This is a genomic window from Helicobacter sp. NHP19-003 (assembly GCF_019703305.1).
Lineage (GTDB): Bacteria > Campylobacterota > Campylobacteria > Campylobacterales > Helicobacteraceae > Helicobacter > Helicobacter gastrocanis.
This window is the reverse complement of record NZ_AP024814.1, coordinates 1229310-1242898: the sequence shown is the minus strand read 5'-3', so window position 1 is coordinate 1242898 and position 13589 is coordinate 1229310. Positions and strand designations below refer to the sequence as shown.

Below are 13589 nucleotides of genomic sequence, written 5' to 3'. Positions count from 1 at the left end.
CTCCAAAGCAGGTGGCTAAAAAAAGCCCGATTAAAAAGGCGTAAAACCCGAGTTTAATGCTCCCTCCTCTCTTTATACTCCACTCCGCAAATGTCTTGGTAGGCGCAATACTGACAATTTTTTTTGCTAGGGTTCTTTGCAAAGTCTATGGGCTGTTTAAAGGCGTTTAAAATCCCCCTTAAGCGTTCTTGTTTGGCGCGCAAGACCTCTTGGCTCTCGTATTTTAGCTCCCCATCTTTTAGGCTGTAAAAGCACACTTCTAAAGGGGCATGGCCGAGTTCTCGCATGGCTGCTAGGGCATAAAGGCTTAATTGAAAATCTTGGCATGCATCCACGCTCTCTAGAGTGTCGGTTTTTAAATCTTTAGAAGACTTGTATTTGTAGTCTATGAGCGCATAAGAGCCATCATTGAGCGCATCTATGCGGTCAATCCACCCCCTTAAAGTAAAGCCCTCAAAAGAGAACACGAACTCCCTTTCGCACGCCCACACCTGCCCCTGTGCCAATCTTTTGCCCTCTTGGGTAAAGAAGTTTTGCATTTTATCCACCGCCACCTCAAAGCCTAATTTTTCTAAGGCACTCATCTCTTGCCACTTGGGGGTGGCCATGGCTAGGTCTAATAAAATTGGGGCGGTTATGGGGGTTGTGGGGTGTTGTGCGTAGTGGGTCTTTAAAAGGGCGTGCAAGAGTGAGCCCATGTCGGCGTTGTTGTTTGCAGGGGGGTTTAGCCCTTGTAGGTATTTTAAATAAAAACGCCTAGGACAGCTGACAAAGTGGTTCAGGCTCGTGGCGCTGAATTTAAAATTTTGCGGAACTTTGGCGGTGCAGGTGTCCTCAGTGTAGGCGTGCTTGTGTTCGGGGGGAAAGAGCAAAAGAGTGTTTTTGACAATCTGCCCCTCAAGCCCTAATTCTAAGAGCATTTTAGAGTAGGTGGCATTGTTTGCGCTGTGATAGGCTATGTCCACTTCTTGACTGTTTTGCAAGATTTGGTAGTAATAGTGCTTCTGTAGGTTTTTTTTGTCCTTGAGCGTGGGCATGTTTAAAAGTGCGCGGATTTTGCTGTTTAGAAAAAGATCGTGATCGGCCAAGTTTGGCACAAGCTGATCGGTGAAGTCTAAAATCACCACTTTATCAAACTCCAGCCCCCGACACTCGAGCACATCTAGGACTTTGACTTGTCCGCCCATGGTGTCATCCACTCTCTGTTCTTTGAGTGCACGGGTGTAAAGCTCTATCCAATCAACAAAGGCATAGCTAGACAAAATCTCTTGCACCTTAGAGTGTGCGCTGTAAAACTCTTGATGGAAGTCTTGCAGGGCTTGGGGGGCACTTAGCTGCTCCATTAACCTTAAGCACTGTGTGTTTAAATCCTCTAGGGGGGGCGTGTTGCTTGGCTTTAAATTTTTCAAGGCTTCAAAGTAACTTTGATAAGCCCACTTGACATTTTGCCCGTGAGCGAAGTTTAAATTGCGCTTGGTGTCTAAGAGGTGTAAGTGGGCCGTGAGGCTCGAATCGGGAGTGATGATGGCTAGCCTTGAAGGCTCTAAGCCCGCTTCTAGCCACTCTTGCACTCTGGCTAAAGCCAGTGCGGCTTGTTCTAGTCGGGTGTTGAAGTGGTGTATGTGGATATTTTTTGTGGGGGGTTTGGGGGTGGTTTCTAGGATAGGGTTTTCGTGCCGTGATAAAGCTTGTAAGTCAATTTTATAGCTGTGATCCTCTTTGAGCTCCAGATTTAGAAAATTTAAAAACCCCTTGTTGTAACGATCCACACTAGCATGCAGGAAAATCGGTACAAACGCCCCGATGGCAAAGAGCAATTCTTGCTCATAAAGGCTCAAGGAGCCACCCAAATAAAACTCTACCCTTGAAAACTTTTGCAAGATTTCGGGGATGATTACGGGCTTTAGACGCAAAATGGGGTCGTAAAAGCCTAACTCTTGTAGCTGTGTGGTGTAATGCTCGTAAATGCGCTCCAAAACTTCTAAATGGTGCGTGTAGTCGCCGTAAATGTCTCTATTTTTGATTTGGTAAATGTCTAAATTAAACTTAGCCAGCTCGTTAAAGAAACGCCCCACAAAGTTGCTCCCCTCTAAGTAGCCCAAAAAGCTTTTTTCAAAGACCAATAAGGGTTTATCCTTTTCGGGCAGTTCGTGTAAGACTTTTTCAATAGCGTGGGCTAAGAGAAGCTGGCGCACACTTTGGGGAATTTTGATGAGGTTTGGGACATAGCTAATTTGGGCGTAAAAGTCTTTTACACTCAGTGTGGGGGGCAAAAAGCCATCGGGCTGTGTGGCTAAAAATGCCTTGCACGCCCTTTGGTGGCTAAAGACATACAGACACTCTTGTTTCACAGCAATGCCCTAGCCCTGCTTGCGATGTTCTCAGGGCTAAAGCCAAAATATGTGAATAAATCCGCCCCCTTGCCCGACTTGCCAAAACTTTGCATGCCCAGCACTTCATCGGCAAACTTAAACCACTCAAGCCCTCTACTCGCCTCTACAGCCAAAACCACCCCCACCAAGAGCGTGTTTAAATACTCTTGTTCTTGTTGCAACAACAAATCAAAACAAGGCACACTCACCACTTGCACCCCGATGTTCTCTTCTTCTAAAAGGCTCGCAGCTTTAAGGCATGGCACAACTTCGCTCCCACTAGAAAGCAAACTTATTTGCACCTCTTTGGTGCTTTTATACAGCACATACCCCCCCCTTTGCACCTGCTCTAAACGGGCACAACTTGCCACCTCTAAATCCTGTCTTGAGAGCACAAAGGCCGCACTCTTACCCCGCTTTAAGGCCACTTGCCAGCAGAGCACATTTTCATGCGCATCCATGGGGCGATAAACTTCAAAATGGGGTACAGCCCGTAGGTGGCTTAAGTGTTCTATGGGCTGGTGAGTCGCCCCATCTTCACCCACCCCGATGCTGTCATGCGTGAAGACATAGTAGACTTGGTTTTGCATGAGCGCACTCAAGCGCAAGGCAGGGGCTAAATAGTCGCTGAAGACAAAAAAGGTCGCACAAAAGGGGACAAACAAGCCATAATTAGAAATCCCATTGCAAATCGCCCCCATGGCGTGTTCTCTAATGCCAAAGTGCAAATTGCGTCCACACACGCCTTTTAAAAAATCCCCCCTCTCTTTTAAACGGGTGTTGTTGGAGGGGGCTAAGTCAGCACTGCCGCCTACAAAACCCAAATAGCTTTGGGCAATGGCGTTTAAAATCGCCCCGTTGCTCGCCCTTGTGGCGCATTTTTGTCCTAGCTCAAACACAGGGTAAGCCACCTTGCTAAAGTCTTTGGCTTGCAAATGGGCGATTTGCTCTTTTGTTTTTTGGCTTAAGGCTTGTGTCCAAAGCTTTTCTTCAGCCTCTCCCCTTTGCAAACTGAAATGTAATTTTATCTCTTCGGGGATATAAAAGGGCGGGTGCGCCCACTTTGCAGCCTCTTTCGCCCGCTTTAACACTTCAGCTCCTAAGGGCGCGCCGTGCGTTTTTGCGCTGCCCTCGAGCTCTGAGGCCCCCTTGCCGATGGTCGTGTGGGCGATAATCAAGGTTGGCTTGCCGCTCACTTGAGCTTGGTTTAGGGCTTGATCAATGTCTAAAAAGTCATGCCCCTTGCACTCAAGTACCGCCCAGCCCTGCGCCTCAAAGCGCAAGCGCACATTTTCACTGAAGGCTAAGTTTGTGTCCCCCTCAATGGTGATCGCATTGCTGTCATAAATAACAATGAGATCAGCAAGGCCTAAGTGCCCGGCTAAAGACGCGCTCTCATAGCTGATCCCCTCTTGTAAATCTCCATCCCCACACAGACAATAAACCTTATGGCTAAAGGCATTGCCTAGCATGTCTTGCGCCATTTTGCCCGCAATCGCAAAGCCCACAGCGTTAGCAAAGCCCTGCCCTAGCGGACCTGTGGTAACCTCTATACCTGCGGTGTGCTTGTATTCGGGATGCCCCGGGGTGAGCGAGTGTAGCTGTCTAAAGGCCTTTAAATCCTCCAAACTCACATTAAAGCCCCATAAGTGCAAGAGCGCATAGACGAGCGCGCTCGCATGCCCCCCGCTAAAGACGAGGCGGTCTCTACCTAGCCACTTAGGGTTGGTGGGGTTTAAGCGCACATGATGGCTGAGCACCACTGCGACATCGGCCAAACCCATCGCCACACCCGGGTGTCCGCTGTTTGCCTCTTGCACCATGTCGGCGCATAAAAAGCGCAACGAGGTTGCCATTTTTTCTAAAGTAGTTTTGTCTTTTAAGCTCAAGCTTAAGTCCATAAAATGCCTTTTGTGGGAATAAAGGGGTAATCACCATGTAGCCATAACAAACCCTAGTATAGGGGCTTTAACCCCCACAAACAAGCCTTAAGAAAGTCCCATTTAGGGAACACCAAAATAAGCGCACAACTCAAGGCCACTTAGGATAAGAACAATGGCAAATCAAAGAACACAAAATGCCCGTAATATAGCACACATTCGGGCATAGTGTCAAAATAAGGCGATTTTGCTTATAACACGCCCCAAGTAAAACGCGGACACAATAGCCCTCAAAAACCCCCAAACACGCCACAAAATACCCCAAAATTGCATCGTAAAATTTTTACTAGAGGCTCTCTGTTTCTCTAAATAACCGCTGTTCTCATTTTTTGCTGGGCTCTTTGAAAAAAGGTACAACGCCTCAATGAGCGCGGATTTGCCCGCATTGGTTTTGCCAAAGAGGGCGATGCCCACCCTTGGCTTTCGCTCTGTTGTTAAGTTCTCTAGCCATTTTACTCTGGGGCTTTAGCCCTTCAATGTCCGCTTACGCGCTTTTTGGCCATGCCTCAAAGCTAGGGCGTTTCTTTGATTGGCTAAAATCTCGGTGATTTTGGCTCATTCCCCTCGCGCGCTGGCGGTGCTTGGTGTGGACAACCGATCAACCCTCGCTCACTTCTTTTGCCAAAAGGCAGACCGTTCTTACAGACCTATAAAATCCTATAAAACTTTGTAAAATTCTACAAAGCTAGAATTTCTGCTGTATTCCTAGTTCAACCATGCCTGCCACGCTCTTGGTTTTCGAGTGTTTGGCTTTTCGCATGTCCGTAGGCGTTAATTCGGTAGGAACTCTACCTACTAAAGGCAACGCCTATTTTTTAGCAAAATTTCGGGCTTTTGTGGCAAGAATAAACCTATAAAAAACTTATAGTATTTTATTTTGTAGAATTTTATAGATTTTGTCTTGCTATTTCTAACCCCTTTAAAAATTTGCGCCTATTGTATCTAAATGGGGCTGGCTTGCAGGCCTAGCGTTCGATCACCTCGGTTTTTAGCCCTTGTTTGGCAAGTTCTTCTAAAAAGGGGTCGGGATCGAGTTGCTCTAGGTTAAACACGCCCTTAGAGTTTTCACCCCCCCAAATGCCCTTACAAATCATCATTGCCCCCACAACGGCAGGCACACCCGTAGTGTAGCTGATGGCTTGTGCGCCGACTTCTTCATAACATTTTTGGTGGTCGCAGACATTGTAAATGTAAAGCCGTTTTTCTTGCTTGTTTTTTGTACCGTGGATGTAACATCCGATATTGGTCTTGCCCGTGGTTTTGCCCGCCAAACTTGCCGGATCGGGCAAGAGCTGTTTTAAGATTTGAATCGGCACGACCTTACCCGTTTTGCCATCGGCTAAGGGCACTTCTATGGGTTCAATGCCCAGCATCCCCACATTACCCAAACAACGCATATGGTTAAGGTAGTCGTCCGAGAAAGTCATGAAAAAGCGGATTCGTTTTAAGCCTTTAATGTGCTTGACTAAGGACTCTAGCTCTTCGTGGTAGAGCAAATAAGAGGCTCTTTCGCCAATTTCAGGGTACGCCCATGTTTGTTTGATCTCTAGGGGGGCGGTCTCCACCCATGCCCCGTTTTCGTAGTAACGCCCCTTAGCACTCACTTCTCTTAGATTGATTTCGGGGTTGAAGTTGGTCGCAAAGGGGTAGGGGTGCGCGCCTGCGTTGCAGTCTAAAATGTCAATATTATATATTTCGTCAAAATGGTGTTTTTGGGCATAGGCACAAAAGACATTGGTAACCCCCGGGTCAAAACCACTGCCCAAGAGTGCAAAAATCTGCGCATCTTTATACGCCTTGTCAAATACCCATTGTTCTTTGTATTCAAATTTAGCGAGGTCGGGGTGTTCGTAGTTAGCGGTGTCTAAGTAGTTCGTCTTGGTTTGTAGGCATGCTTGCATGATGGTCAAATCTTGGTAAGGCAGGGCGATGTTTAACACCACTTTGGGTTTGTATTTTTCAATCAACGCCACGACTTCTTGCACACTGTCCGCATCCACTTGCTCGCAAATGATTTCGCCCAGCCCCTTAGCCTTTACGCTGTTGGCAATGGCTTGGCATTTAGACAGGGTGCGGCTAGCTAGTACCACCCTTTCAAATAAGTGGCGGTTTTGGGCGAGTTTGTGCGCAACCACTCGCCCCACTCCCCCAGCTCCAATTTGCAAGACTGTGAGCATTCTATCCCTTTGTCAAAATTAGGTTTACGAATGTGCTATTATACAAGTTATATTTTACCCTTTGATTAAACGATAGGAAGCGCAGTGGCGAAGTTGATCAGTTTAAATGTTTATGGCACTTTAGTTTGTATGGTCGGGGTGTTGCTCTTGGGGCGGTTTGTGATCCGCCATGTGAGGTTTCTTAAAGACTACGACATCCCCGAACCCGTTGTGGGGGGAGTGATTGTCGCCTTTGCGATCATGCTCGCCCACCATTTCTACAACTTCAAGCTCGTGTTGGACTCCAGCCTTAAAGAGCCTTTAATGCTGACCTTCTTCATCACCATAGGTTTGAGTGCCGACTTTGCCTCTCTGAAAAAAGGGGGGAAAATGCTGGGGCTATTTTTGATTGCCGTGGGGGTCTTTGTTGTTTTGCAAAATTTAGTCGGTGTTGTGGTAGCAAGCCTAATTGGCGTGAATCCCCTAATGGGTCTGCTTGGCGGGTCAATCTCGCTTACAGGCGGGCATGGCACGAGTGCAGCATGGTCTGCAACTTTCTCCCAAGCCCCCTACAACTTCCCCCAAAGCTTAGAGGTGTCGATCGTGTGTGCCACTTTTGGGCTAGTGAGTGGGGGAATTATCGGCGGACCCGTGGCGCGTTATTTGATTAAACGGCACAAACTAGAGCCCAGCGCACAAGACAAAGAGAAAAGAGAGCACGGACCCATGTTTGTCTTTGAAACCCCCAAACAAGAACGCTTAATCACGGCAAATAGTTTCATTGAGAGTTTAGCTTTAGTCAGCATCGCCCTACTCGTGGGGACTTTCATCGCCAACCACGCCAAATCCGCCCATTTGCTAGGCTTTGCGCTCCCCACTTTGCCGACCTTTGTGTGGTGCTTGTTTGTGGGCGTGCTCTTAAGAAACATCTCCACTTACAGCAAAATCCACAAAGTTTTTGACAGAGAAATCGGCGTGATCGGCAATGTGAGCCTTAGCCTATTCTTAGCCTTTGCCCTCATGAGCATCAACTTAATGGAGCTTGTCAATCTCGCCCTGCCCATTGCCATTATTTTAAGCGTGCAAGTGGTTGTCATGATCCTTTATAGTGTGTTTGTAACCTTTCGGGTGTGCGGCAAGAGTTATGATGCAGCGGTTTTAAGTGCCGGGCATTGTGGCTTTGGGCTGGGTGCTACGCCCACGGCGATGGTGAACATGCAAACCATCACCAACCACTACGGACCAAGCCATGTCGCCTTCATTGTCGTACCCTTAGTGGGGGCGTTTTTCGTGGACATCATCAACGCCTTGACGATCAAAGGGTTTTTAGCCCTACCCTTCCACTACTAAATGCTCTTTGAAATGATCATGCGTGCTTGTGTCGATCGCGCATGGCAGAGCCAAACCCTAGCTTTGCCTAACCCTAGCGTGGCGTGTGCCGTGCTGAGTGGTAACCACGAAGTTTTAGCCCTGCAGGTGCACACCAAAGCCCACACCCCGCATGCTGAAGTCTTGGCTTTAAGGCAAGCCTTCAATGCCCTAAGCCCCACGCCCTACCCCAAGCACATAGACCCCCTAGACAAAGAGAGCAACTACCACTTTCTAGCCCAAAACCACAGCGATCTATTTAAAGATTGCACCCTTGTTGTTACTTTAGAGCCGTGCAACCACTTTGGCAAAACCCCCCCATGCGCCGCCCTTTTAGAGCAACTACGCCCTAAAAAGGTGGTGATCGGCGCGCTAGAGCCAAGCACGAAAGCTAAGGGGGGGGGCGATCGTTTAAAAAAAGCAGGCATAGAAGTTTTAAGCGGGGTGCTAGAGCAAGCTTGCATAGACCTACTTGCCCCCTTTACATGCCTAGAGAGCAAGGGGGCATTTAATCTTTTTAAAATCGCCATGCGTTTAGATGGGGACTATTTAGGCAAAATCTCAGGACAAGAGAGCCAAAACTTCACCCACAACCAACGCACCATCGCCGACCATCTAATCATCTCGGGCAAGAGTGTCCGCACCGATCGCCCCACTTTAAACACCCGTTTTGCCACCCCACCCTATGAGGGCTTGTGCCATGTCGCCATTTTAACCAGAGATAAAACCCCCTTTGAGTCCACCATCCCCCTTTTTAGCATCAAGGGGCGCAAGGTGCAAATTTGCCACGAAGTTAAGCAACTCCCCCTAGATACGGGCTTTAATGTCCTTGAGGGGGGGTGGGGTTTGTTGGCAAGCTTGCAAGAGCACATAGACATGCTCCTAATCCACACAAGCGCTAGTTTGCAAGCCGGGCATGCCACCCACCCACGCAACAAAAGCCTTAAGACTTTACGCAAACGCTTTTTGCCTTTGCATAGCCAAATCTTAGGGCAGGACATTTTAGCGTGGCTGGCATGAGATTTTACCAGCCTCTAAAGGGTTATGCCTACAACAGCACAAGCTTGTTTTTGGCTCACTTTGCCACGCCTTTCATCAAAAAAGGCGATAAACTCTTAGACATCGGGGCAGGCTGTGGTGTGGTGGGCTTGCTCTGTGCTAGAGAGTTTAACAACCCGCTAGACTTGGTAGAAATTGACGCTGAAATGGCGTATTTTGCCACCTTAAATTGTCAAAACGCCCCTAATGCCAAAGTGCACCACAGCGACTTTTTAACCTGCCCCCTAGAGCCTAATTCTTATGGCGTACTGCTCTCAAACCCCCCCTACTACCCCACAAACAGCCTAAAAAGCCCTTTTAGCCAAAAAGCCCAAGCCACCAACCAAAGCTATTTGCCCTTGCTGGAGTTTTGTATTAAAGCGGGGCAACTCTTAAAACCACAGGGCTATTTTGTGCTTTGCTACCACGCCAGCTTGACAGACAGCCTATTAAATGCCCTGCAAAAAGCCAAACTCAAGCCCACGCTTTTACGCTTCGTCCATCCCTTTTACACCCACAAGGCGAGTTTAGTCCTGTGTGCCGCTAGAAAGGGGGCAAAAAGCCTTTTAACAATCGCCCCCCCTTTAATCACCCACAACTCTAAAGCCCAGCAAGACAACACCCCCGAAGTGGCGGCGATTTATGAAAAATTCAAAACCCACAGCATCAAGGCTTCCCTTGCCTAATTGCACCCATTGCAAATTGCCATGCAAGGGCACGCCCATCATTTTAGAGCAAAAAGACAGCCCCCCCCTGCTCTTTTGCTGCGAAGGGTGCAAACAAGTTTATACACTCTTGCACGCCTTACAACTGGAGAGTTTTTATGACAAACTGGGCACAAAGCCCCTAGCCCCCATCACCCCCACCCAAGCCCACGCCAAAGAGCATTACAGCTCCCAAGCCTTTTTAGACAAATTCACCACCCCCCTAGAAAACGGGCTGTTGGAAGTGGCGTTATTGCTAGAAAACATCCATTGTGCCGCTTGTGTGTGGCTCATTGAGCATGTGCTGTTGAAACAAAAGGGCGTTTGTGGCGTGCAGACCAATTACACCACACAGCGGGCGTTTGTGCGTTTTAACCCCCAAGAGATCGACATCGCCACGATTTTAGACATGGTGGCATCGGTGGGCTACAAAGCCCAAGTCTATGACCCTAAAGTGCAAGACAACCACGCCAAAAAGCAACAAGAAAAGGCGTTTATCGCCCTTGTGGTGGGGGTGTTTGCGAGCATGAACATCATGTTCATCGCCATTGCCGACTATGCCGGTTATTTTTCAGGCATGGATGCGAACATGGCGTTTAAGCTCCACATGGCATCGTGGATGCTGTCCTCGCTTGCGCTTGGCATCACGGGGGCGGTATTTTTAAAGGGGGCGTTTTACGGCTTAAAACATGGCGTGGTGGGCATGGATTTAAGCGTGAGCGTGGGGGCTTTAGGAGTGTATTTTTACTCCATTTGGGCTGCCTTTAGCGGGGCACGCCCCTACTTTGAGTCGGTGAGCATGCTTGTAACCTTAGTCTATATCTCTAAATTCTTAGAGCTCAAGGCCACCTACAGAGCAAACGCCCTTTTAGATCGCCTACAAAGTGCCCTGCCCTTGCAAGTGGCGGTGTTAGAGCAAGAAAATACAGAAACCAACAGGGTGTTAAAAGACCCCCAAGACATCCAAGTGGGGGCACTGATCGAAGTCTTGCCCGGGGAGTGTGTCGCCCTAGATGGCGTGCTGGAGAGTGATAACGCAGAGGTCAGCACCCAAGCTTTTAATGGGGAGAGTTTGCCCAGCCGCTTGGCAAAAGGGCAAAGCGTGCTCTCTGGCTGTGTCAATGTGGCGGGGGCTTTCACCTACAAAGCGAGCGCGCCTTTTAAAGCCTCGTTTTTAAGCCAAATGGTGGAGCTCGTGCAAAAAAGCTTCATAGAAAAGCCCCACATACAAGAGCAGGCGGACAAACTCGCCCGCTACTTTGGGGGGGTGGTGCTCGCCTTAGCCGGGCTTGGCTTTGTCTTTTGGGCAATCTTTGCCAGCCTAACCCAAGCGTTTTTTGTGGCGATGGGCGTGGTGGTGGTGGCGTGTCCCTGTGCCTTTGCTTTGGCCGCGCCCATTGCTTTGGTGTTAGGCAGCCAAGCCGCCTTTAAAAAGGGGGTGTTGTTTAAGAAACACCGCAGTTTAGAAAGTCTAGCTCAGGCAAGCACTTTATTTTTAGACAAGACGGGCACGCTCACCAAGAGCCTTTTACAGGTGCAAACCAACACCACCCACGCCCCCTATGATTTAGGGCAACTTTTAGGCTTGCTCTGGCACAACCCGCACCCCATCGCCAAAAGCCTATGTGCCTTTTTAAAAGAGCAAGCACAGCCCGCAATCATAGAAAACTTGCAACAAGAAAACGGCGGGCTAAAAGCGTGTTGCAAGGGGCATGCCTTGCACGGGGGCTCTGTGGCTTACTTAGCCCGTCAAGGGGTGGCTGTGGGGGATTTAAAGGCGGACTTTGCCTACAGCGTGGATAAAGAATTAAAGGCAAGTTTCACCTTACAAGCCAGCTTAAAGCCCCAAGCCCTAGAAGTGGTGCAGGGTTTGAAGGGCATGGGCTTAAAAATCGCCATTTTGAGCGGCGATGGTACGCCCAGCGTGTTTCAAACCGCCAAAGAGTTAGACTTGCCCTGTTTTGCCCCCCTAAGCCCCCAAGAGAAATTAGAGCATGTCCAAAACGCCCTAGCGCAAAAAGAAGTCGTGGTGATGGTGGGCGATGGCTTGAATGACGCTTTAAGCCTTGCCAAAAGCCAAGTGTCTATGTCTATGCACGAGGGGCATGACTTGAGCCTGCTTTACAGCGACATTATTTTATTAAACAACAGCCTAGAGGGGGTGCTTGTCGCCTTTAAAGTGGCAAAACGCACGCACAAATGCATCAAGCAAAATCTCGCCATCAGCCTATGCTACAACGCCCTGTTTATCCCTCTCGCTTTGTGTGGCACCATCACCCCCTTAATCGCCGCCTTTGGCATGGGCATAAGCTCTTTATGCGTGGTGGCTAACAGCTTTCGGCTACGCTTTTAAGGATTGATAGCACTTTTTTAGCGCTGTCTGTGGCTTGCTCTAGGCTCATTTTTGTATGGCAGGGCAAAGAGATTTCGGCTTTGTAGAAGTCTTGGGCTTTAGGCAACCCTTGCGTGCCTAGCAAATCTTGGTAGAGTTTAAAAGTGTGTATGGGCTTGTAATGCACTTGCACGCCCATTTGTGCTTGCACCAGCATGTCTAAAATCAAGGTCTTTTTCTCCCATAAATGGGGTTTTAGCAAAATGGGGTATAAGTGGTTTGCACTTTTAATCTTGGGGCTTAGGGTGGCGTGCAAACAAGTGAAATAGGGGTTGTCTTTAAAGAGATGGTCATACAAGCAGGCGATCTCTTCTCTCTTGGCGATAAAAGCGTCCACTTTTTTAAGCTGGCTTAAGCCCAAAGCCGCTTGTAATTCATTCATGCGGAAGTTAAAGCCCAAACTCTGTACTTCTGTATCCCAGCCGTTTTTTTCTACCCCATGGGAAATGAGAAGTTTAAGTCTAGTATAAAGTGCGCCATCATTTGTGGCGATCGCCCCTCCCTCAGCGGTGGTGATGGACTTAATGGCGTGGAAGCTAAACACGCTTGCATCGGCAAGCCCCCCGATTTTTGCCCCGCAATACTCCCCCCCAAAGGCGTGCGAGCTGTCGCTAAGAAACAGCAAGCTATGTTTGGCGCAAAAGGATTTAATGGCCTCTATATCCACGCTCGCCCCCCCATAATCCACGCTCACCACTGCCTTAATCCCCGACTCTAGGCAGTTTTCTAAAAGTGCGGGGTTGATATTGCCGTCTTGCCCTATGTCGCAAAAAATCGGGGTGGCCCGGTTGGCAAGTAGCATGCTCGCTGTGGCGACAAAACTTAGGGGCGTGGTGATGACTTTAGCATTTGCCAAATCTAGGGCATGATACAACATAAACAGCGCCGTGGTCGCGCTCGTGCAGACCACGACATGCTTTACACCCAAATAATCCGCCAAAGCCCCTTCAAACCGCTCCACTAAGGGCCCTTGCGCCAAATGTGCCCCTTGCAGGGCTTGTTGCACCGCTTTTAGATCGTCTGTGTCGATGCACTGTGTGCTGTAGGGGTTCAAAAATATCCTTACTGCTTGATGATCTCGATGCCGGCGGGGGGGGTGAATTGGAAGAGGCTAGGGGCTAGGGGGATATTCGTTTGCACTTTGCTAAAAGTGATTTCCACTTGGCTTTGCATTTTGTCGGCGTAGTTGAGTTTATAGGGTAGACCATCTTTTAGGGTCAAATAGTAGGTGGTGTGGTTGATCTTGGCTTTGTAACGCCCGTCTTTTTGCAATTTGGCCCTTTTAAGGATGGCAAAAAAGTCTAGGGCTTTGTTTAGCTTGGTGTAAGTGGCCTGTAGCAATCGAGGCTCGTAGATGATGACTTGCTTGTCCTGCATATAGACTTCTTTAGGGCTGGGCTTGGTGTAGCTCCACTTGGCAAAAAAGGGGGTTTTGGCAAGGATTTGCCCTTCGTAAGTGGGGTTGATGGGTGAGGGGGCAGTGCCCAGCACCACTTGTTTAAAGTGGGCACTTAGGCTAACAAATTGCAAGGGGGCTGAGACCAAAAACTGGAAACAAAAGACAAACAGGTAGACACGCATGGGCTCTCTTTTTATTAAGAATTTTACAAAATTTTGTT

At 48.6% G+C, this 13589-nt stretch carries 9 protein-coding genes; 4 read left to right on the top strand and 5 right to left on the bottom strand.

The window, feature by feature from the left end; all coding sequences use genetic code 11:
- Positions 1 to 53: 53 nt before the first annotated feature.
- The 3 genes from K6J72_RS06350 to K6J72_RS06340 form a co-directional block, all read right to left on the bottom strand.
- Positions 54 to 2351, bottom strand: coding sequence for a PD-(D/E)XK nuclease family protein (locus K6J72_RS06350; RefSeq protein ID WP_260320552.1), 2298 nt, complete (start codon positions 2349 to 2351; stop codon positions 54 to 56).
- Positions 2348 to 4273, bottom strand: a complete 1926-nt coding sequence (gene tkt / locus K6J72_RS06345; RefSeq protein ID WP_221279259.1) for a transketolase — start codon at positions 4271 to 4273, stop codon at positions 2348 to 2350. Before tkt ends, K6J72_RS06350 begins: the two co-directional genes overlap by 4 nt.
- 1004 nt (positions 4274 to 5277) lie before the next feature.
- The gene (locus K6J72_RS06340) at positions 5278 to 6489 is read right to left on the bottom strand and encodes a saccharopine dehydrogenase family protein (RefSeq protein ID WP_221279258.1); all 1212 of its coding nucleotides are present in this window, start codon (positions 6487 to 6489) and stop codon (positions 5278 to 5280) included.
- A gap of 129 nt (positions 6490 to 6618) precedes the next feature.
- On the opposite strand from K6J72_RS06340, the gene gltS reads away from it, so the two are divergent.
- Genes gltS through K6J72_RS06320 form a run of 4 tightly spaced genes read left to right on the top strand, consistent with a single transcriptional unit; the run spans position 6619 to position 11931 of the window.
- Positions 6619 to 7818, top strand: a complete 1200-nt coding sequence (gltS, locus tag K6J72_RS06335; RefSeq protein ID WP_260320705.1) for a sodium/glutamate symporter — start codon at positions 6619 to 6621, stop codon at positions 7816 to 7818.
- Between the two features lie 12 nt (positions 7819 to 7830).
- On the top strand, positions 7831 to 8856 hold the full coding sequence (gene ribD / locus K6J72_RS06330) for a bifunctional diaminohydroxyphosphoribosylaminopyrimidine deaminase/5-amino-6-(5-phosphoribosylamino)uracil reductase RibD (RefSeq protein ID WP_260320551.1): 1026 nt from the start codon (positions 7831 to 7833) through the stop codon (positions 8854 to 8856).
- A complete protein-coding gene (locus K6J72_RS06325) occupies positions 8853 to 9560 on the top strand; it encodes a tRNA1(Val) (adenine(37)-N6)-methyltransferase (protein WP_221279256.1) in 708 nt (235 codons plus the stop codon). The genes ribD and K6J72_RS06325 overlap by 4 nt, the downstream gene beginning before the upstream one ends.
- Positions 9553 to 11931 (top strand): heavy metal translocating P-type ATPase, encoded by a 2379-nt coding sequence (locus K6J72_RS06320; RefSeq protein WP_221279255.1) that lies wholly within the window; start codon positions 9553 to 9555, stop codon positions 11929 to 11931. Before K6J72_RS06325 ends, K6J72_RS06320 begins: the two co-directional genes overlap by 8 nt.
- On the opposite strand, the gene pseC is transcribed toward K6J72_RS06320, so the two are convergent.
- Both pseC and lolA read right to left on the bottom strand, forming a co-directional pair.
- Positions 11906 to 13024 (bottom strand): UDP-4-amino-4,6-dideoxy-N-acetyl-beta-L-altrosamine transaminase, encoded by a 1119-nt coding sequence (gene pseC / locus K6J72_RS06315; RefSeq protein WP_221279254.1) that lies wholly within the window; start codon positions 13022 to 13024, stop codon positions 11906 to 11908. The genes K6J72_RS06320 and pseC overlap by 26 nt on opposite strands.
- A gap of 8 nt (positions 13025 to 13032) precedes the next feature.
- Entirely contained in the window at positions 13033 to 13551 is a 519-nt protein-coding gene (gene lolA / locus K6J72_RS06310) for a LolA-like outer membrane lipoprotein chaperone (protein ID WP_221279253.1), read from the bottom strand.
- Positions 13552 to 13589: the final 38 nt, after the last annotated feature.